The following is a 20,927-nucleotide window of genomic DNA, read 5'->3' on the forward strand; positions in this document are numbered from 1 at the left end:
TTATTCTCCTTTCGCATCAATTTTTTTGTAAAGGTCAATAAATTCTGCTGCTAATTCTTTTACAGTCATTGCATTCATTAAATGGTCTTGTGCATGAATTAAAAGAACACTAATTTCTGTTTTTTCTCCTCTTGCTTCTGATTGTATAAGCTCTGTTTGGAAATGATGTGCTTCATTAATGGCTTCTTTCGCTTTTGCCATCGCTTCATCCGCTTCTAACAATCTCCCCTGTTTCGCATATTGCAGTGCCTCCATCGCATAACTTCTTGCGTTACCGCTGTGTAAAATTAATTGGAATGGAATTTGTTCTGCTGTAGTCATCATAAATACCGCCCTCTCTATAAAGTGAAACTTTAATCAGCGGGGGCTTTTTCCCACTGATTATTAGCCCTCGCCAATTGGGTATTTACGGGTAGTTGTCTCCACCTAACTTCTTTGCTTTTGCCGAATTTTCAAGTAGGAGGCTTACTCCCCGTTAATGCGGGGTAAAGTTCAACCGATTGAAATACCCCCTCAGTTTGAACGCGTCTATTAAACTATTATTTTAGTAGTATTTTTTTAGTGTTCTTCTAGATATGTGCCATCTTTCTGAACATGATATAAAGGTATTGTTCTCACGGTCTAGCACCGCCCGTGAGAACAATCATGTATTACATAGGTACAGATTGATCGTTTCCTTGTGCTGTAGCTTTTTCAGTTTTAACAATAGAACGGTCACATAATACAACGAATGGATAGTAAATTACCATTGCGATTACAAAGTTGAGTAACTGGAGAATTGCACCTGAAATATGTCCACCTGTTACAAGGTAACCACTAATAATTGGTGGTGTTGCCCACGGAATCATCGCAACTGTTTTGGGCACCATTCCTAAAGAAATCGCTGTATAAGAAGTAATTACTAATACAATTGGTGTCACAATAAATGGAATAAATAAAATTGGGTTTAAAATAATCGGTGTACCAAAGATTACTGGTTCATTAATGTTAAATGCACCTGGTCCAATTGATAATCGGGATACGCCACGCATTTGTGCGCTTTTCGCTACAATTAATACAACTACTAAGAATGCTAATGTTGCACCAGAACCACCAAGATATACGAATGTATCAAAGAATGGCTTTGTAATAATGTTTGGAACATCAAATGCCGACACACCATCTTGGAATAATTTTATATTTTTTTCTAACGCTGGTAAGTATAACGGCTCGATGATACCACCAACGATGTTTGGACCGTGTAAACCAAAGAACCAAAGAAGATGAACAAGAATTACAATAACAATTGCACTTGGTAATGTACCCGCTAAACCTTGTAATGGTAATTGAATTGTATTAAAGATAAATTCATGAACACTTGTACCTGCTAATTTCACAGCTAATTGAATACTTGCAACTACTGTCAAAATCACAAATGCTGGAACTAACGCTGCAAAAGAGCGAAGAACAGCTGGTGGTACTCCATCTGGCATTTTGAAAGTAATCTCTCTTTGTACAAAGAAACGGAATGCTTCCGTAACAAGAAGTGCTACAATGATTGCTACGAATAAACCTTGTGCTCCTGTCCAAACTAAATTTAATCCGCCCTCTTTTGGTGTTGTTGGTGTAAGAATAATTAACGCACCAAATGAAATAATACCTGCAGACAATCCATCAACACCGTAAGATTTTGCTAAGTTGTAACTTGTTGTAAACGCTATAATTAATGCTAAAATTGCGAAAGAACCAGTCCACATTCCTCCGCCTATCTGCTTCCACGTTTCACCAAACAAATCTTTCATGAAACTTTGAAAAGCTTCAGATGGAAAGCCATTAACAAGCGACGCTAGGGCACCAACTAAGATAAGCGGCATAACTGCAATAAATCCATCACGGATCGCGGCTAAATGACGTTGTGATCCGATTTTACCAGCGACTGGAACAATATACTTTTCCATAAATGCAATAAACTTTTGCATTCTTTCTTCCCCCCTAATTATTTTTTAAGTGTTAATGCGTGATCTAAAACTGCCTCTCCATTCATCATGCCGTAATGCATTGGATTGATAACATCGATACCAACATTTCTCTCATCAGCAAGCGCTTTCATTGAAGAGAGCATATAACGAACTTGTGGTCCTAGTAATAATACATCTGCTTCATCAATGTTGTTTTTTACTGCATCCCCAGATACAGCCCAGATCTTTCCTTCTAGACCGCGAGCTTTTGCAGCCTCTTCCATTTTTGTAACTAGTAAGCTTGTAGACATTCCTGCTGAACAACAAAGTAAAATATTCATTAATAAGTCCCCCTATGCATGTAAACTATTTTTGTTATTTATTTTTCTTTACACCTTTTATTATTGCAATTGCCGTGCCAACTTTTCAAACCGCCTAAAATCAACGTTCTCCTAAGTGTTTTTTATTGTGTGTTATCGCTTTCAAAAAGTGTGTTATTTAAAATATCGGTAGTGTGTTATAAAACAACACGCTTTTAACACATATCTGTATAAAAATAGATTGGTGTTTAGTTGTCTAGTCGTGTGGGAAAACAAAAAATAAAATATTTTTACAAATAAATTTTATTTTGGCTTTTCACTTTGTAATAAACTAGTGTTTCATATTCCAAAAGAATAGATTGTCCAATCTAATTCTATTTCTTTACATACAATAAGATAAAACATTTTTTATACAAGAAGTATGGAACATGCCACATTCGGCAGACATATAATTGTAGATTTTTTCTCTATTAAATGCTTGTGAATTTTTAGAACAACATTTAATAACTGCATCTGTTATATGTGGTGCTACTGTTCTATCTGTAAGCGAAAAAATATTTCACCCATATGGCGTTACTATATTAATTTTACTAGCAGAGAGCCACATCTCTATTCACACATATCCAGAAAAGGGCTTCGCAGCAATCGCCTATTATACATGCGGTACAGCAGTTGATCCACAAAAAGCGCTTAACTATATATTAGACATTTTAAAACCGAAGCGATTTTATATAAAAAAATTGCTTCGAGGTATAGGAGAAATAACGAATATGAGCTAATTCTTATTTTTATTCTTCTACTAAAAGGAGGTTCCGCTACAATAACAGGACCATCAGTGATAATCCACTGATGGTCCACACCCATCTATCATTCAAATATTGGCGATTCGAAAACCTACAATAAAGAATTAACCTCCTGTAAACCTACTTCAATCCACTATTCAATCCCTCAATTTTTTTCTTCCAATACATTGTCATCGTAAACCAGATAATGAAGTAAATAACGATAAAGCTACCTATGCAAATCAGAATGGGAACAAGTTGACTTGGAACCCAACCAATCCAAATTGCAATCGGTAAGAATGTTCCTAGTAAAATGATAAAGTGAATCATCGTTTGCTTCAAAATGCTCCATTCTTCTCTCTCAAACACAAAGGAAGCAAACGAGAAGATCATCCCTACAATATTTGCTGTTACAAGGTGGGTAAGTAATGTCTTTGTCTCTAATACATCCATTCCATTTGCATAACCGATTCCTAAAAACAATAAGCTATACACCATCGCCATCGCCATTCCTGCAATCACTTTAGCGCCTATTCTATCAAACAATGTAATCATCATATATCTCTAACCTCCTCCTATATTCAATGCTTCTTTAATAAGTGGCACATATTTTCTTGAAACATACTCTTTCATTCCATTTGAAAAGTGTGCACACATACTGCCACTAAAAGACATTTCAAAACTTGTTACATACTGCAAGTTAGCTAATGTAGACTTTGAGAATCTCACAAAGCGATCACCCTGTAATTTTGTTTCTAACTCATACAAACGTGATTTCACTTCAAGACTTCCTTTCGTCGTTTGCGCCATTATCTTTCGACCCTCTGCATAAAACCAATAAATATCTTTCGGTTCTAACAAATAATATTGCTGTTCCGAAATTCCAACAATTTGCTTCACACCTCCACCTTCTATCCTTTTTAAAAGATGCTGAACTTCGTCTGTTACTTCTTTTGTCTTTACAATAATCTCTATTTCATCTTGTGATGGATCTAATTCAAGGTGAATCTTCACTACCTCCACCTCCCTTACACTTTTATTGTTACATATATTTGGAAAAAATAAATAGATTGCTACATAAGTGGTATCACCCTCGACATAACTGACACTTTTTCGTACATAAAAAAGACCTTGCATAAGCACGGCCTCATTCTTTCGCTAACATTTTCTTATATAATCCTACAAATTCACTCGCTAATTCCTTCACCGTTATAGCATTCATTAAATGGTCTTGTGCATGAACCATGAGCAGGGTAATCTCCGTCTTTCCCCCCGCAGCTTCCCTCTGTATCAAATCTGTTTGCAAACGATGCGCTTCTTGTAATTCTTGAAGCGCATCCTGTAGTTTAGCGTCCGCCTCTTCAAACTTTCCTCGCTTTGCATAATCAATCGCTTCCATCGCACTGCTTCTCGCATTTCCTCCATGTAAAATTAAATGAAAAGCTTGTGTCTCTAATGTATCCATTTTATCTCTTTACTCCCCTTTTTCTTACGCTACTTTTTGCTTATCCTACACTCTCAAAAATGGTAAATAAAGAATACCATCGTAGCCCCAAAACTTTCTGCACAGATTCATAATTATCATATTTGTTATATCTTTCTTTGCTTGAAAAACGCTGCAGGTTTTAATCCATTCGTGATAATTAAATTGAACTCATGACACCGCCCACCATGGATCGTCATGAATTCCACATGGACAATAATGGATACTGCTAATACATCCACTTTATGTTGTTTCTCAAACCTGTAAGCGATTCCAATAAAACCTATTAAAGACATTATATTAAATGTTGCACTAACTGGATACCCGAACACTTCCTTACAATTACCCCCAAATAAAATAACACTTTATTTGCCACAATTTTGTTATAACTTTCACAAAGTTTCCACAGCGCTTTCTCTTCCTTCGTACTATAATCATGTATGGAAAAGGAGATGGAAACTATGACACAAAATGCCCCGGAATTTAAAGTTTTGCAAAGCATTGCATTTCTTGCTGTTGTTTTGCAAAGTTCCTTACTATATACAATGAATCAAGGACATATTCTACTAGAACAATCTCTTATTATGGGAATGCTATTTAATCTCGCAAAATTTTCAGCACCAGCATTCATCTTCATTGTTGGATTCCATTTAATTCGGCAATACACAAAACAAATGGTTTATACAGAATACCTCTATGAAAAAACAACACACTTACTTGCTCCTTATTTCTTCTGGTCCGTTGTATACCTTTTTACAACAAATCAAGTCGTTACAGTGCAAAGCGGAATAAAAAGCCTATTTCTCGGAACAGCCGCACCCCATCTTTGGTACGTCATCATGATGTTCCAAATTCATTTGTTGTTCCCACTGCTATGCGGATTGTTCTATTGGTTTCAAAAGCGAACACACAATCAGCAAGATATATACCGATACATGACCGTTTTCGCTAGTATGTATTTTCTCTTAATGTGGTATTCTTCTCATTATATTTTTAACGGTGAAGTCTTAACTAGATCAACTGTTTTGCATTATACAGATCGATCTTTCTTCTTTTATTCATTTTACTTTGTCATGGGAGGAATTGCAGCTGTAGCACTTCAAGCTTGGCGTTTATTTGTAATGAAACATATACCGCTCATAACAATCTTATTTTTTATTCTATTCTTATTCATTAACTATGAACTATTTAGCTTTTATGGTGTAGATTCCATTCACCTTACTGTATCTACCTATTTAAAGCCATCCATGTTTCTGTACATTGTATGTGAAATTTTAATATTATACGTACTATCTATCATGATTGTACAGCGACGAGGTTTGTTATATAAAACATTACGTTTTATCGGAAACTACACGTACGGGGCCTATTTAGCGCACTTTTTCTTTTTACAGCTAATTACGAAATTACTATCTCTATTTACATTACAAGCAAATACAATTCTATATAGTCTATCACTATTTCTTTTGACGGTAACATTTTCTATCATCACAATGGTTATATGTAGCACGGTTCCATTCCATACATGGATTACAGGACCTTCTCCCACGCCTGTATTAAAATGGCCTACACTTATACCTTTACTATCGTTAGTAAGAAGTAAAAAATAAGAAGAAGCTGCCTCCGCAAAGAGGCAGCTTCTTCTTATCCAGAAACCTGTTTATTTTTCTTCCTTCTAATATAACAAGGCCATCTACAATAACTGCAGGAGCTGCTATCATCCTTTTACTTCTTATCCATTTTCAATTCCGTCTCAGCTAATAGCGGCAACACGTTATCAAAAATATGCGTGTTGTCCTCTTTCCCAATTACATATCCACCATAAAACCTGCTAAATACGTTGTCATTCCGAAATTCACTCATCCGATTGTATAAATCCTTAGCAAACTTTATATCCCCCGTTTGCAACACATATAGAATGGTTAGCCCATATGCCGCTGGTGATTCAAAATCTACTACTGGCTTTCCTGTATCTAAATCATAACGACCGTATAGCTTTCCATCTTTATGGAATGCTTTTTTAATAAAATCTAAATAGGCTTCGGAAGCAATGCCGCCTAAACTCCGATGATAAGCAACATACGATTGATCAATCAGATTCACCTGTTTTTCATATGTGAACGTGCCATCTGCTTTATATTCTTTCGGGAATGCCCAGCCGCGCCTCGGATAATCCGCTAAAAATTGAATAACTCCTTGATATTGCGTTTCTGAAATTTTTCCGTACTTTTTCATATAAGAGAATGCGCTTGGATTTATGTAGGATGTCGTTAATATATTGTGTTGCATCTCCTTATCCGCATCATAATAATCAACATAGATGTTTCCTCTCTTATTATAACGAAGTACAGCATCACTCACTTGATCCGCAAGATGTTTATACCGCTCTTCTTTATACATTTCATAGGCACGATATAGCTGTTCGATAATGCGAAGATCATCAATGAGAGCATTCGTAGCTGCTTGTCTTTCTCCTGTTTCAGAAATTTTCCATAAAACAATATGGACTGGATGTATAAAATAATTTTGGATAACCTTTACTTGTTCATCAAACAATGATTGATTGTCCATATCAAGCGTATATTGTAGCCATAGTCCTGCTGATTCTGATAATGCTTCACGACCGATTGCCTCGTCCGTTCCTTCCTCTGAATCAGCTATTCGATATGTTGCGAGCGTCCCATTCTCGTTTATCATATGTCTCAAAATAAAATATTCTGTTCGATTCCCTTGTAGTGCAGTCCAAAAAACAATCCCTCCTAAAACCATAAATAAAACTAACGCCACCCATATATACAAATGTTTCCGCACGTTTTCTCACCTCTATAATAAGGCTAACCGTAATCTTGGCAGAACATACGGAAACATTTAAAAGACAATCCTTTAGATTGCCCTTACTTTTTATTCTTTACATACGTTAGTTAGCCTCTTTCGCAGGACGATACAGTAATTGCACAAGGCGATCATATTCACGCCGTGTAATTTCTTTATTGTATAACTTTAATAATAAATCTTTATGCTCTTTCGAAAACGCCATTTTTCTAATGACTTCAGGATACATACAAGGATCCCCCTCCGTTTCACATGAACCTCTTCATTCTGTTGGTCTCAACCCTAAAAAAACAGAACTAACGTTCGTATAAGCATTATAAAAGATTTTGTTCTGAAATACAAATGCAATTACATTTATTCTCTATTTTTTATCTTTTCTAAAGATTTCAAAATTATAATATCATACTCACTTTTTAAAATACATATATATTTTTGGCAGTTTTTTGAATAAATTTTCCAGTTCAATCAGAAAATAATGGCAAAAATGAAGAGGAGTAGAGTTATGGATACTGTTACATTGTCACGGGCTTTCTTTGGATCATCATTAGCATTCCACATTATTTTTGCAACTCTTGGAATCGGACTATCCTTAATGATTTTTATAAGCGAAATATTATATCACTGGAAGAGGGATTCAGATTATGCTGTTATGGCAAAAAGATGGACAAAAGCTTTTGCCATCCTTCTTGGTGTAGCAATTCCTACTGGAACAATTGTCGGTGTACAAATTTCACTTCTTTGGCCCGGTTTCGCCAAAATTGTCGGTCAAGTCATATCTGTTCCATTCCAGATTGAGATTTTCGCATTCTTCTTAGAAGCTTTATTTATGTCCATTTACGTATATGCAGCAGATAAATTACCACCATTCATGAGATTAATCTCACTCTTTTTTGTCATGCTTGGTGCCACGGCATCTGCCGTGTTAATTACTTCAGCAAACACATGGATGAATACACCGGCAGGCTTTTCTATGAATCCTGATGGCTCTGTCTTTAACGTTGATCCGTGGAAGGCATTCTTTAATCCAAGCTTTTTCACAAGCTCCCTTCACGTGGTCATTACGGCTTACGCAACAGGTGCAGCAGTCATTGCTTCTATCGCTGGATTTAAATTATTAAAACGAAATATAAGCCCACGGGAAATTGCTTATCATAAAAAAGGACTATTTTTAGGCCTCGTCGTCACGTTTATTACAGGTGCAACAATGTGGCTTTCTGGACATGAATCAGCAATTGCTCTGCATGAACATTCTCCGGAAAAATTAGCAGCGGCTGAAGCATTATTTCATACAACATCACATGCTCCTCTTGCAATTGGTGGGTTTGTTGATCCTGCAACACATGAGCTAAACTACGCCCTTGAAATCCCAAATATGCTAAGTATGTTAGTTGGATTTAATCCTAATACCGTTGTAAAGGGATTAAATGAATTTCCACAAGAAACGTGGCCACCATTTTATACGCATACGTTCTTTAATTTAATGGTCGGTACAGCTGCATTCACTTTTGCTGTAGCAGCAATCGCTCTTTTATATTGGTACTTTATCTATCGAAAAAAAGGGGCAGAATTACCAAAGTGGCTTCTGTGGGCTACTGCTGCATGCGGACCGATTATGATGCTTGGCATTGAATTTGGATGGGTTTTCAGTTGTAGCGGCCGTCAGCCTTGGACGATTTATGGGATGCAGCGCACAATGGATGCTGCTACGCGGGCTGATTTCGTCGGGCCCTTATTTATTTTATTCATCATCTTATATGTCGGTCTTGGCGCTTTAACGATTTTCGTACTACGAACGTTCTTTAGAAGACATCCATTAAAAAACGATCTAGGACAGCAAGGAGGAGATCCTCGTGCATGAGGAAAGTATTGCGATTATCATCTTATGGGCCATTATCTTCGTATACAGTATTTTAGGTTCCATTGATTTTGGGGCTGGATTTTGGGGCATGGTATACGCGAAGCACCCGACACTAGCCGGAAAGCTTGCCAATCGTTATCTATCACCAACATGGGAAGTCACGAATACATTTCTTGTCTTTGTCGTTGTCGCATTTCTTGGCTTCTTTCCGAAAGCAGCTTTTACACTCGCAACAGTCATGTTCGTTCCTGTAACATTAATTTTAGTTCTCGTTGCTATTCGTAGTACCTTTATGGTGTTTGCTTACTCTGTACCAAAATATGAACACGTCCTGCGCCTCATTTCTGGTATTACTGGGCTCTTAATTCCTGCCTTATTAATTACAGTTTTGCCAGTAACAGAAGGTGCCTATATTACAACCTCTGGTGGAAAAGAAGTTTTATTATATGGGAAACTTCTATCAAGCCCTGTAATCTATTGGTATATGTTGTTCGGATTAACTTCTGAGCTATTCTTATCCTCTCTGTTTCTAGCTGATTTTGCGAGAGAACAGCGCTCAGAAGATACATATCGAATTTACAGACGTAATGCCATCATACTCGGCCCAGCAACACTCGTTACTGCCATCATCGCCCTTGTTGTTATGGACCCAGAAACCCATTGGCTCATGCAAGGATTAATTAAACAGTTTCCGTGGTTCACAGTCTCCATTATTTTATTTGTAATCGGGTATTCTTCCCTTTGGTGGACAAACAAAAAACACGGTTCACTTGGCTGGCCTCGCATCGCTGTGTTAGCAGTTGTTGCACAATATGCATTTGCAAGCTACGCTTATGGCGTTGCACATTTACCGTATATTATCTATCCGGACGTTACCGTATTTACAAGCTTTACAACGAAAGAAACATTCTATGCGCTGCTCATCCTTTATGCAATTGGCATCGCGATCTTACTTCCGGGCTTTATTTTCTTCTGGAATTTATTCTTAAAAGATCGAACATTCCTCAAAGAAAAATAGCAATTAAAAAAGAAGCTACTCCAAACATTTACTGAAAATAGCGATGTTTGGAGACCAGCTTCTTTTTTTATGATCATAAAAAAGTGACCTACTCTTTGTTTTAAACTGGGCATGGGGCTAAAAAAGCTCTGACCGCTTCTATGCTTGGATGGATGCTCTCTCCCACTTTAAAATGTTTCTATATTATTTGTTCATTTTTTATTTATATAAGCACTTCTCTCTATCAAAAAGCACTAGTTATCTCTCTCCTATCTATATTTGCCTTTTAACATCAAATACACATATTCACTAGATTCAGATACATACCTAGTTCTTCTTGTCTTTCTTTGAATATACTACTGTATAAACTTGAGACAAGCTTACATCTATTTGCTTAAGTAAAAAAGAAAGGTAGGTTAACAATGAGTACAGAAATATTGATTACTATCGTCGTCTTCTTCTTGACCATGATTATCATCTTTTGGCGACCACGTGGATTGAATGAAGCATGGCCCGCTGCAATTGGCGCCGGTATCATTCTCCTTACAGGGCTTGTATCAAAACCAGACGTCATGGATATTATTAGTAAAATAGGAGGCGCCTCCATAACGATCTTAGCAACCATTGTTATGGCGGTTATACTAGAAAGCTTCGGCTTTTTCCATTGGTCGGCTGCAAAACTGGCAAACTTAGCAAAAGGTTCCGGCCGCCGTTTATACTGGTACATTCAATTATTATGCTTCCTCATGACACTTCTATTTAACAATGATGGCAGTATCTTAATTACGACTCCAATTCTAATTTTACTTCTTAAAAACCTTCGATTAAAACCACATGAGCAAATCCCATATTTACTAAGCGGTGCTTTAATTGCTACTGCTTCAAGTGCACCAATTGGTGTAAGTAATATCGTAAACTTAATCGCATTAAATATCGTAAACATGACACTTTATATGCACACTGCAATGATGTTTGTTCCGGCAACGCTAGGATTACTATTTATGTCATGGCTCATGTACACTGTGTTAAAGAAAAAATTACCAGAAAGATTACCTGTTTCCTCTTATGATATTGAAGAAATTTTCTTCACAAAAAACTTTCATCCTCTAAAAGGGAGAAATCCCGTAGATACAAAACAAAAACGGACAAAATTCATGTTAAAAGTATTACTTTTCGTATTCCTTATGCGCTGTCTTCTCTTCGTCGCTTCCTTCCTATCCATACCGATTGAAATTGTAGCTGTACTGGGTTCATTCGTTCTTCTTGTGTGGAGATGGTACTATTTACGTACAAATCCTGTCGATATCTTAAAAAAGACACCTTGGCATATCCTAATCTTCGCTTTCTCTATGTATGTTATCATCTACGGCTTGCACAATGCAGGATTAACAGAGCTGCTGGTAAAATGGTGCGAACCCATTGTAAACCAACATCTTCTTTATGCGAGCTTTACAATGGGCGGATTGGTTTCTATCCTCTCTAACATCTTTAACAATCACCCTGCTCTCATGATTGGTACCATTACATTAACTGAGATGGGACTTGATCCAGTCACTCTAAAAACAATCTATCTTGCAAACATTATTGGTAGTGACATGGGATCATTATTATTACCAATCGGTACACTTGCTTCCCTCATTTGGATGTACATCCTAAGAAAAAATAAAATTAAAGTGAAATGGAAAGATTATTTAAGCGTATCACTTATTGTCATTCCGCTCTCAACAATCGTAACATTATTCCTCTTATTCTACTGGGTACAACTTTTCTTCTCCCTCTAAAAAATAATAGCCTCCTTTGCTACCGTCTTAGCAAAAGAGGCTTCTTCTATATTTAAATTAGGTACACGTGATCAATCAAGTAAAAAGGTGCTCGGAAACCATACATATCTCCCGCTATCCGCGGGCACTCTTAGCCTCATCTCAAATTCAATTATTGATATAAGTGACTACCCGCTTCTTTAAATTCTTCCGCTTTCTCTTTCATACCTTTTTCAATTGCTTCTGTTGTTTCTAAATCATTTTCTTTTGCATACTCACGAATGTCATGTGAAATTCTCATACTACAGAACTTCGGACCACACATCGAACAGAAATGAGCTGTTTTTGCCCCTTCTGCTGGTAATGTTTCATCGTGAAAATCCATTGCGCGTTCGGGATCTAAAGATAAGTTAAATTGATCGCGCCAGCGGAATTCAAAACGAGCTTTTGAAAGTGCATCATCACGCTGCTGCGCTGTTTTGTGTCCTTTCGCAAGGTCAGCCGCATGCGCCGCAATTTTATACGTAATAACCCCTTCACGAACATCATCTCTGTTCGGCAAACCTAAATGCTCTTTCGGTGTCACATAGCAAAGCATTGCTGTGCCAAACCAACCAATCATTGCTGCACCAATCGCAGATGTAATATGGTCATAACCAGGTGCAATATCCGTTGTTAAAGGTCCGAGTGTATAGAACGGTGCACCTTGGCAAATCTCAAGCTCTTTATCCATGTTTTCTTTAATTAAGTGCATCGGTACATGACCTGGCCCTTCAATCATAACTTGAACATCATGCTTCCAAGCAATTTTTGTTAACTCACCAAGCGTTTCAAGCTCAGAAAATTGCGCCTCATCATTTGCATCTGCAATCGAACCTGGACGTAATCCATCTCCTAAAGAGAAAGAAACATCATATTGTTTCATAATTTCACAAATCTCTTCAAAATGAGTGTATAAGAAGTTTTCTTTATGATGGAATAAACACCACTGCGCCATAATGGACCCACCGCGTGAAACAATTCCTGTCGTACGTTTTGCAGTGATTGGAATGTAACGAAGCAGCACACCTGCATGAATTGTAAAGTAATCCACACCTTGCTCCGCTTGTTCAATTAACGTATCACGATATACTTCCCACGTTAAATCTTCAGCAATTCCATTTACTTTTTCTAGCGCTTGATAAATTGGTACTGTTCCAACCGGTACAGGAGCGTTACGGATAATCCATTCACGAGTTGTATGAATGTTTTTCCCTGTTGATAAATCCATAATGGTATCTGCGCCCCAGCGAGTTGCCCATGTCATCTTCTCTACTTCTTCTGCAATGGAAGAAGAGACAGCAGAGTTTCCGATATTCGCATTTACCTTCACATGGAAATTGCGGCCAATAATCATCGGTTCTGCTTCTGGGTGGTTAATGTTTGCTGGTAAAATAGCGCGTCCTTCTGCAATCTCTTTACGTACAAATTCAGGCTCTACCCCTTCACGAATCGCAACATATTCCATCTCAGATGTGATGATCCCCTTACGAGCATAGTGCATTTGCGTTACATTTGCTCCTTTTTTTGCGCGAAGTGGTTTACGATCCATTTGCGGGAACACAGGTGTATGATTAGATGCGACTTTCACACCATCATCTTCCGGCTTAATTTCTCGTCCTTCATACTCTTCCACTTCTCCGCGCTCAACAATCCAGCGACGGCGAGGCGATGGAATTCCTTTCTCTAGCTCTACTTTGTACTTAGGGTCTGTGTACGGACCACTCGTATCATAAACACGAATTGGTGGATTTGGTACACCGTTTGTATCACTTTGTTCAATCTCACGCATTGGTACTTTCATACCTTCATGCGGCCCATCAACATAAACTTTCTTACTCCCTGGTAAACTCGACTTCAATTCAATTTGTTCAGCTGAAACAGATTGCTTCATAATTTGTGTTTCCTCCCCTTTATCATTTCAGGCAAATCTAACTTGCACCGAATCTTGAGCCAATTTCTGTGCAACTCGATTCTCACTTCAGCGACGTTTTGCCGCTTTCGGTTTACTTAAGATCCAGCTTGAGCGGCTAGAATGATCGTTGGCTTCGTTTCTTCAACTGAGGTAAAACACACCTCTTCGGCTGAAACTCCATCCCCCTCCCATTCTGAAAGAGCCGCTTTCGCCTTACTTGTGACAAGGACAAGAACTAGTGGCCAGCGCATGCCAAAATAAAAAGAGCCAGATCCATAGTAAAACAAGGACCTGGCTCATAAAGACATAGTTATGTAAAGCCGTTAACTTCCCTACGCTGGTACGAGCCAGATCAGGTCCAAAGGGTTAAGAAGTTATCGCGCTTCTCTCTCAGCCTAAGCATCACTTAGGCACCCCTAGTTTATCACTGATTTAATTTTCAATACTTTCCCATCATACACGATAATCAGAAAAATGCAAAGGCATGAGTTGCAATTTTTATCTATCGTTTTTTTGTCTGCTAATCGATATACCTGATAGAACCAATGATTATTAGCCCTCACCAATCGGGCTCTTATGGGCAGTTGATCTATCACCTAGCTTCTTTGTTTCCGCTAAATTTTGAGGTGGGAGCCAAAACTTATTCATGTTCAAATAAAATCATATCATCCGTCTACAATTAATAGAGATTTCTACTTATTACACGGATTATAATACGGTTTCGTGTTATAATTTTCTAAAAATTACTATTTTTATATATTTTATTTATAAGAACAATTCAGTTAAAGTCAAAACACATAAAAAATTAGTCATATTATTTATGCACATATATCAAGTATAGTTTAGATCAGGAGTGAAATTATAATGGGGTGTTTGGGGTCTATCTTCAGGTTTATATTTTGCGCAATATGTATTATTTTTGTCTTTTGGTTTGGAGGCACGTCAATTATGGCCTTTTTTTCTGCTCTGTTTGGGGGCAGTTGGATGCACTTCTGGACATTATTTTCTATCTGGGTTGTTGCCAATTACGGAATCGGTTGGCTGTTTGAAGTTCACTGGAAAGATGAGGACGCGGGCGACGAATTCTTTTTAAATTTTATTCTTTTTATCAGCATACTTATTTATAGGGGAGTTAATAAACTTGGGAGAGTGTTCATCCGAGGATGAATAGTCTCTCAGCGTAACCATTTAGTTAAGGTTATGAAACAAGCCAGGTGCTTTCAGCACCTGGCTTGTTTGTGTTAAGTTGACGGCTTATACCCACCTAAAAGCTTACGGTATCATCCACGTTAAATAGTAGGCTTGTACATATGTCATAATCCCAACAATCACTACAAAGAATAGACTATGTTTTACTGTAAAGCGGAATAAATCAGATTCTTTTCCAGCAAGTCCTACTGCTGCACACGCGATTGCAATCGATTGCGGAGAAATCATTTTACCCGTTACACCACCTGTTGTATTTGCCGCAACAAGCAGTACTTCTTTTACACCAACTTGCTGCGCTGTAATCGCTTGTAAGTTGGAGAATAGTGCGTTTGCTGATGTATCTGATCCTGTTAAGAATACACCTAGCCAACCAAGGAATGGTGAGAAGAACGGGAATAATCCACCTGTTCCCGCTAATGCTAACGCAAGTGTTGACGATAAACCAGAATAGTTTGCGATGAATGCGAATCCTAATACTAAACCGATAGATAGAATCGGCATCTTTAATTCTTGTAATGTTTCTGCAAATGTTTCTACAGCCTGTTTTGCACTCATTTTTAGTACAAGGATAGAAATAATACATGCAATTAAAATCGCTGTTCCTGTTGCTGACAAGACATCAAGCTTTAATATCGCCTCATAAGGTGTTGGTTTATTTACAATTGGCTCTGCTTTCATTACTAAATTGTGCAGACCTGGAATTTGGAACTTAAAGACAAGACTTTCTAATGCCCCACCTGGAGCAAATAACGCTTTGAAGAAACTTTGACTCCAAATAACTACCATCACTGTCAAAATAATAAATGGTGACCAAGCTTTTACAACTTTTCCTGCTGTTAATTTCGGCATAGATGCAACTGTCGTTGCTGCTGCCACTTCATTATTTTCTTGATTAGATTGATAGATTTCTTTCGGCTGCCATACTTTTAGGAATAACGATAAACATATTAAACTCACAAGCGCTGATGTAATATCCGGAAGTTCTGGCCCTAAAAACGTTGCTGTAATAAATTGTGTAATTGCAAATGAACTACCTGCTACAAATAACGCAGGCCATGTTTGTTTTATACCTTTGAAGCCATCCATTAAAAATACGATAAAGAATGGAACAAATAGTGATAAGAATGGTAATTGGTGCCCAGCCATTTGGCCGATTTTGTGAGGATCAATACCCGTTACTTGCCCCGCAACTGTAATCGGAATCCCCATTGCTCCAAACGCTACTGGTGCTGTATTGGCAATTAAGCAAAGTCCAGCTGCATATAGCGGATTTAAACCAAGACCAGCAAGAAGTGCTGCCGTAATTGCTACCGGTGCGCCAAATCCTGCTGCCCCTTCTAAAAATGCACCAAATGAAAAACCAATTAAAATAACAAGTAAACGATGATCATTTGTAATCGATAGTACGGATGCACGGATGATATCAAATTGTCCTGTTTTTACTGAAATTTTATATAAAAATACCGACATTACAATAATCCATGCAATTGGCCATAATCCATATAAAAATCCATATCCGGTTGCAGCCATCGCCATTGTAAACGGCATTTTATACGCAAATAGCGCAACTAGAATTGTCAATACAACCGTAATAAATCCTGCCACATAACCCTTCATACGAAAAACTGCTAAAGCCAAGAAAAAAAAGATAATTGGAATAAGTGCTACCGCTGCAGAAATCCAAATGTTACCGAACGGATCGTAAACTTGTGTCCATGTGCCCATTGTCCTCTCCCCTTCTGTAATCCCCTGTTTTAAGATTCTTATAGTCCTATCAATAGACTACCTGGTCATCATACCTTTAAACCTAAAATAAAAAACGTTTTCGGAAAACGTTTTCGGAAAACGTTTTCATTAACTATATTTATACTTTACCATATCATTTTCTTTTAAAAAAGATTTTTCTGATTATTTTTCGTTTCATTACACGTTTATAAATAGGAAAAAAAGTAAGTTTCATTCTTCCTTCATTTTTTAAAAAAACGTTTGATTAATGAAAAAAAAGAATATCATATCAATGCATTTCACTTTAAACAAACGTTTGATTAAAAGTCTTATATTCCGTTCTACATAATAAAAAAGAAAAAACACTCGCAATTTGCAAGTGCCTTATCTTCTTCGTTTTCTCTTCTTTCGCCTTATAAGCTTTTTCCGGCGCGTGTTCAATCGATCCGCTATAATATGAAGTGCACTCGCAGCAATGACTCCAATTACAAATGTTGTTAAAGCAACATCATATTCCTTTGCAATCTCGAGCAACCTTCCGTCTAATACCGTTTTATTTAATATGTATAGGAATGGAGAAAAGACGAGAAGCATATACAATATACGAATAAGATCCCCGATTACTAGCGTGTGCGTCAAAAAAGAACGATGTGGCATCACACATTGATACGGATACCAAAAAATACGAAGCAACCCCCATTTATTATAGGCGCTACTATGAATATCCAAATCTGGTGTTAAGAAAAACGTGCCAATTAAAAATCCTATGGCAAAAGTGAGTAAAAAATCAAAATTTGTTAGTCCATACGAAACAAGCATAAACAAAACGATCGGAAGAGAAAGTAAGTTTATTTTCGTATGTGTTTTTCCTGATGGCATAGTACACTTCCTCACTTACTGATCTAACTTTTGATCGATAAACGATGTGTCTATATCCGAACCAAACCAATCCACTAACTTTATCCGTGCTTTTTCTTTTACATCTTCATTTACATACATAGATGCTTGCAAAAGTGCAGCTATTAAAGCACCTAAATCATCCGTATAACCAATTCCAGCGAAAAAGTCCGGAATCGCATCAATCGGCGCAATAAAGTAAGCGAGTGCTCCAATAATAATTGCCTTTACTCGCTTCGGAACATCCGGTCTTTGCATAACGTAAAACAGCAATAAGCTCGCATAAATAACCGATTGTCCCGCTTGTTTCGCTACATGTTTCACTTTATTCCAAAACGCTTCAACTGAAAATTTCCGTTCCATATAAAGGCCCCCATGTTTTGTTTTTTTTATTATACGCAAAAAGTAAATACGCCTTCAAAAAGAAAAACAGCCTCATTAGTCAATAAAAAGTTCATCAAATATACACATAACCGATCCATGAAAACTTATTGTAACAGACAATAGCAAAAAGAACAAGTGTTCGTAACTATTTCCCTCTATTAATTCTAACTTTAGTAAGGTTTTTAACATATAAATCACAGCTATGAAAACAAAAGAAAACCTACTCTCTTTCCCTCACTTTGTTTTAAACTTGGCATCGGGCTGAACCGCTTCTACGCTCAGGCGGATGCTCTCTCCTCTCTAAAAAGAAAGTGGATTTCAATATTTCTCAATATATAATGTTCTATTTCTCTTACTATTCTTTATTATCTTTGTTATATTTTCTAGTTGACGAGCATATAAACCAATGTTAAAGTTTTCTCTGGCAGCAACAATAAAAAATACAAAAAATGTAAAATGTTATAGTGTTTCTAAGAATTGAATTTTGTTGTATAATACAAAAATGACGTTATACTTATGTATCAACAAACAAAATGGCAGGAAACCAAAAGGGTATGCATAGTTAAAGTCGTATATGAGAGATATAGAAACCTCTACTCATGGCCAAGAAAACTATGTATTTTTTATTTTAGCACTTTTCGCTCAAAAATCGACCAAGCCTGATAGAGAAAGGGTGGAAATGGATGAAGGAATCTTTAAAGTCACAATTTCTTAATGTGCGCTTTACTTTGTTCGTTGCTTTGGCTGTATGGCTAAAAACTTACATCATAACGCGTACAAGTTTTGATTTGAAACTTGAATCTTTCATGCAAGAATTTATCTTATTCATTAGTCCATTAGCAGCATCATTACTGCTTGTGGGTCTTGCATTATTCGCAAAAGGAAAGAAACGTAATTATATAGCACTTGGAATTGATTTTATTTTAACAATCGTTCTTGTTGGTAACGTAATGTTCTACGGGTTCTACAATGACTTCGTTACTTTACCGGTACTTGGGCAAACATCCAACTTCGGACAGCTCGGTTCTAGTGTGAAAGAACTATTTAATTACAAAATCATCGTTGCATTTGCTGATATTATCATCTTCTCTGTTCTATTAAAGAAAAAGAAGAACTTTGCAAGAACTGAGCGCGTATCACGTCCAATGCGTTCTTTATACTTCGTATCAACGATCGCTGTTTTCTTTGCAAACTTAGGTCTTGCAGAAACTGAGCGTCCAGAACTATTAACACGTTCATTTGACCGCGTTATGCTTGTAAAAAACTTAGGTTTATATACTCACCAATTATACGATCTTGGCTTACAAGCAAAATCAAGTTCACAAAAGGCATTTGCTGATGGTAGCAAATTACAAGAAGCAGAAAACTATGTGAAAACAAACAAAACGAAACCGGATCCAAATATGTTTGGTGCTGCGAAAGGGAAAAACGTAATCGTTGTTTCTCTTGAATCCTTGCAAACATTCTTAATTGGTGCACAAGTAAATGGTCAAGAAGTTACACCATTCTTAAACCAATTTGCAAAGGAAAGTTATTACTTCGATAACTTCTTCCATCAAACTGGACAAGGGAAAACATCGGATGCTGAATTCTTAGTAGATACATCTCTATATCCGTTAGACCGCGGTGCTGTATTCTTTACACATGGTAATAACGAATATACTGCAACTCCAGAAATTCTGCGTCAGCAAGGGTATTACACAGCTGTATTCCACGCAAACAACGCAACATTCTGGAACCGTAACATCATGTATCCTGCACTTGGTTACGATCGTTACTATAATGAGCTTGACTACAAAATCACACCAGAAACAAAGTTAAACTGGGGATTAAAAGATATCGAGTACTTTGATCAATCAGTGGATATGTTAAAACAAGTGAAGAAGCCATTCTATACTCGCTTCCTTAGTTTAACCAACCACTATCCATTTACGTATGACGATAGCACAAAATTAATCGAACCTTACAACTCTGGTGACGGAGTGTTTGACCGTTACATGGTAACAGCTCGTTACTTGGATGAAGCACTGAAAAACTTTATTGAACGCCTAAAAGCAGAAGGGCTATATGATAACTCTGTTATCGTCTTCTACGGTGACCATTACGGTATTTCTGAAAACCATAACCGCGCAATGGCACAATTCTTAGGCAAAGAAGAAATTACAACATTTGATCATATGAACTTACAACGTACACCGATGTACATTCATGTTCCAGGTCAAAAAGAAGGTAAAACAATTTCAAAACCAACAGGTGAAATTGATATTAAACCAACAATTCTAAACTTACTTGGTGTTGATTCAAGCAATGACATTAGCTTTGGTCATGATGTATTCTCACCAGATTATAAATCATTCGTTGTTCTTCGCGATGGAAGCTTTATAACAGAAAAATATATGTACACAAACACTACATTCTATGATCGCATGACAGGCGAAGTTGTAGAAGTACCAAAAGAAGAAGCTCAAGCAATGATTGATCGTGCACAAAATGAACTGCGCATGTCTGATAAACTCATTGAGGGCGACCTACTCCGCTTCTCTGAAAGTAACAAAATTAAAACAGGCGAAGTAAAAACGGCTATTAAAGAAGACAAAAAAGACGCTGAGTAATCTCAGCGTCTTTTTTCTACATTTGTATGATAAAATTACACAATCTTCACCAAATATTTACATAAAATTCATAATACATCTCTATAATAAAACTTGTAAACAATGTTCTGCCTATCCCCCGCCTATCATTTCACAGCTTTGTGAAAAGTCCCCTTGGGGGAGTAACAGAATCATTTG

18 protein-coding genes, 1 pseudogene and 1 riboswitch are annotated in these 20,927 nt (G+C 37.1%); of the genes and pseudogenes, 6 read left to right on the forward strand and 13 right to left on the reverse strand.

Translation table 11 applies throughout. The features are described from left to right. From QRY57_RS25450 to QRY57_RS25460, 3 genes are all read right to left on the reverse strand, one after another. The gene (locus tag QRY57_RS25450; RefSeq protein ID WP_208016540.1) at positions 1-324 is read right to left on the reverse strand and encodes a PTS lactose/cellobiose transporter subunit IIA; all 324 of its coding nucleotides are present in this window, start codon (positions 322-324) and stop codon (positions 1-3) included. A 326-nt stretch (positions 325-650) separates the two neighbouring features. Beyond that, positions 651-1,958, reverse strand: coding sequence for a PTS cellobiose transporter subunit IIC (gene celB / locus QRY57_RS25455; protein ID WP_286016423.1), 1,308 nt, complete (start codon positions 1,956-1,958; stop codon positions 651-653). Between the two features lie 17 nt (positions 1,959-1,975). Next, on the reverse strand, positions 1,976-2,278 hold the full coding sequence (locus QRY57_RS25460) for a PTS sugar transporter subunit IIB (protein WP_026594023.1): 303 nt from the start codon (positions 2,276-2,278) through the stop codon (positions 1,976-1,978). A 400-nt stretch (positions 2,279-2,678) separates the two neighbouring features. Between QRY57_RS25460 and speD the strand changes: the two are divergent. Beyond that, positions 2,679-3,036: pseudogene (gene speD, locus QRY57_RS25465) on the forward strand (adenosylmethionine decarboxylase). Between the two features lie 144 nt (positions 3,037-3,180). Here speD and QRY57_RS25470 read toward each other — a convergent pair. From QRY57_RS25470 to QRY57_RS25485, 4 genes are all read right to left on the reverse strand, one after another. Beyond that, entirely contained in the window at positions 3,181-3,594 is a 414-nt protein-coding gene (locus tag QRY57_RS25470; RefSeq protein WP_035415761.1) for a DUF3021 domain-containing protein, read from the reverse strand. A gap of 9 nt (positions 3,595-3,603) precedes the next feature. Next, positions 3,604-4,053 carry a LytTR family DNA-binding domain-containing protein gene (locus tag QRY57_RS25475; RefSeq protein ID WP_026594021.1) on the reverse strand — a complete coding sequence of 150 codons (450 nt, stop codon included), beginning with the start codon at positions 4,051-4,053 and terminating at the stop codon, positions 3,604-3,606. Between the two features lie 133 nt (positions 4,054-4,186). Next, positions 4,187-4,504 (reverse strand): PTS sugar transporter subunit IIA, encoded by a 318-nt coding sequence (locus QRY57_RS25480; protein ID WP_026594020.1) that lies wholly within the window; start codon positions 4,502-4,504, stop codon positions 4,187-4,189. Between the two features lie 125 nt (positions 4,505-4,629). After that, positions 4,630-4,854, reverse strand: coding sequence for a hypothetical protein (locus QRY57_RS25485; RefSeq protein ID WP_286016424.1), 225 nt, complete (start codon positions 4,852-4,854; stop codon positions 4,630-4,632). Positions 4,855-4,962: 108 nt separating this feature from the next. Between QRY57_RS25485 and QRY57_RS25490 the strand changes: the two genes are divergently transcribed. Further along, entirely contained in the window at positions 4,963-6,132 is a 1,170-nt protein-coding gene (locus tag QRY57_RS25490) for an acyltransferase family protein (protein ID WP_286016425.1), read from the forward strand. 115 nt (positions 6,133-6,247) lie between these two features. Here QRY57_RS25490 and QRY57_RS25495 read toward each other — a convergent pair whose 3' ends face one another. After that, complete coding sequence (locus QRY57_RS25495; RefSeq protein ID WP_286016426.1) at positions 6,248-7,333, reverse strand: transcriptional regulator; 1,086 nt, start codon at positions 7,331-7,333, stop codon at positions 6,248-6,250. Between the two features lie 106 nt (positions 7,334-7,439). Next, entirely contained in the window at positions 7,440-7,583 is a 144-nt protein-coding gene (locus tag QRY57_RS25500; protein WP_090695168.1) for a hypothetical protein, read from the reverse strand. Between the two features lie 273 nt (positions 7,584-7,856). On the opposite strand from QRY57_RS25500, the gene QRY57_RS25505 reads away from it, so the two are divergent. From QRY57_RS25505 to QRY57_RS25515, 3 genes are all read left to right on the forward strand, one after another. Then, the gene (locus QRY57_RS25505; protein WP_090695172.1) at positions 7,857-9,212 is read left to right on the forward strand and encodes a cytochrome ubiquinol oxidase subunit I; all 1,356 of its coding nucleotides are present in this window, start codon (positions 7,857-7,859) and stop codon (positions 9,210-9,212) included. After that, positions 9,205-10,230 (forward strand): cytochrome d ubiquinol oxidase subunit II, encoded by a 1,026-nt coding sequence (locus QRY57_RS25510; protein ID WP_026594015.1) that lies wholly within the window; start codon positions 9,205-9,207, stop codon positions 10,228-10,230. The genes QRY57_RS25505 and QRY57_RS25510 overlap by 8 nt, the downstream gene beginning before the upstream one ends. 401 nt (positions 10,231-10,631) lie before the next feature. Further along, positions 10,632-11,990: an arsenic transporter gene (locus QRY57_RS25515; protein ID WP_286016427.1), complete on the forward strand. Its 1,359-nt coding sequence runs from the start codon at positions 10,632-10,634 to the stop codon at positions 11,988-11,990. Between the two features lie 151 nt (positions 11,991-12,141). Here the strand turns inward: QRY57_RS25515 and thiC are convergent, their stop codons facing one another. The 4 genes from thiC to QRY57_RS25535 form a co-directional block, all read right to left on the reverse strand. Further along, positions 12,142-13,902, reverse strand: a complete 1,761-nt coding sequence (gene thiC, locus QRY57_RS25520) for a phosphomethylpyrimidine synthase ThiC (protein WP_286016428.1) — start codon at positions 13,900-13,902, stop codon at positions 12,142-12,144. Between the two features lie 333 nt (positions 13,903-14,235). Beyond that, positions 14,236-14,351: riboswitch (TPP riboswitch) on the reverse strand. A gap of 844 nt (positions 14,352-15,195) precedes the next feature. Further along, the gene (lldP, locus tag QRY57_RS25525) at positions 15,196-16,857 is read right to left on the reverse strand and encodes an L-lactate permease (RefSeq protein WP_026594011.1); all 1,662 of its coding nucleotides are present in this window, start codon (positions 16,855-16,857) and stop codon (positions 15,196-15,198) included. 384 nt (positions 16,858-17,241) lie between these two features. After that, positions 17,242-17,736 carry a metal-binding protein gene (locus QRY57_RS25530; protein WP_286016429.1) on the reverse strand — a complete coding sequence of 165 codons (495 nt, stop codon included), beginning with the start codon at positions 17,734-17,736 and terminating at the stop codon, positions 17,242-17,244. 15 nt (positions 17,737-17,751) lie between these two features. After that, positions 17,752-18,117 carry a YkvA family protein gene (locus QRY57_RS25535; protein ID WP_026594009.1) on the reverse strand — a complete coding sequence of 122 codons (366 nt, stop codon included), beginning with the start codon at positions 18,115-18,117 and terminating at the stop codon, positions 17,752-17,754. 704 nt (positions 18,118-18,821) lie between these two features. On the opposite strand from QRY57_RS25535, the gene QRY57_RS25540 reads away from it, so the two are divergent. Continuing rightward, a complete protein-coding gene (locus QRY57_RS25540; protein ID WP_286016430.1) occupies positions 18,822-20,750 on the forward strand; it encodes an LTA synthase family protein in 1,929 nt (642 codons plus the stop codon). Positions 20,751-20,927: the final 177 nt, after the last annotated feature.

It is taken from the genome of Bacillus arachidis (genome assembly GCF_030285945.1).
In the GTDB taxonomy this organism is placed as follows: domain Bacteria; phylum Bacillota; class Bacilli; order Bacillales; family Bacillaceae_G; genus Bacillus_A; species Bacillus_A arachidis.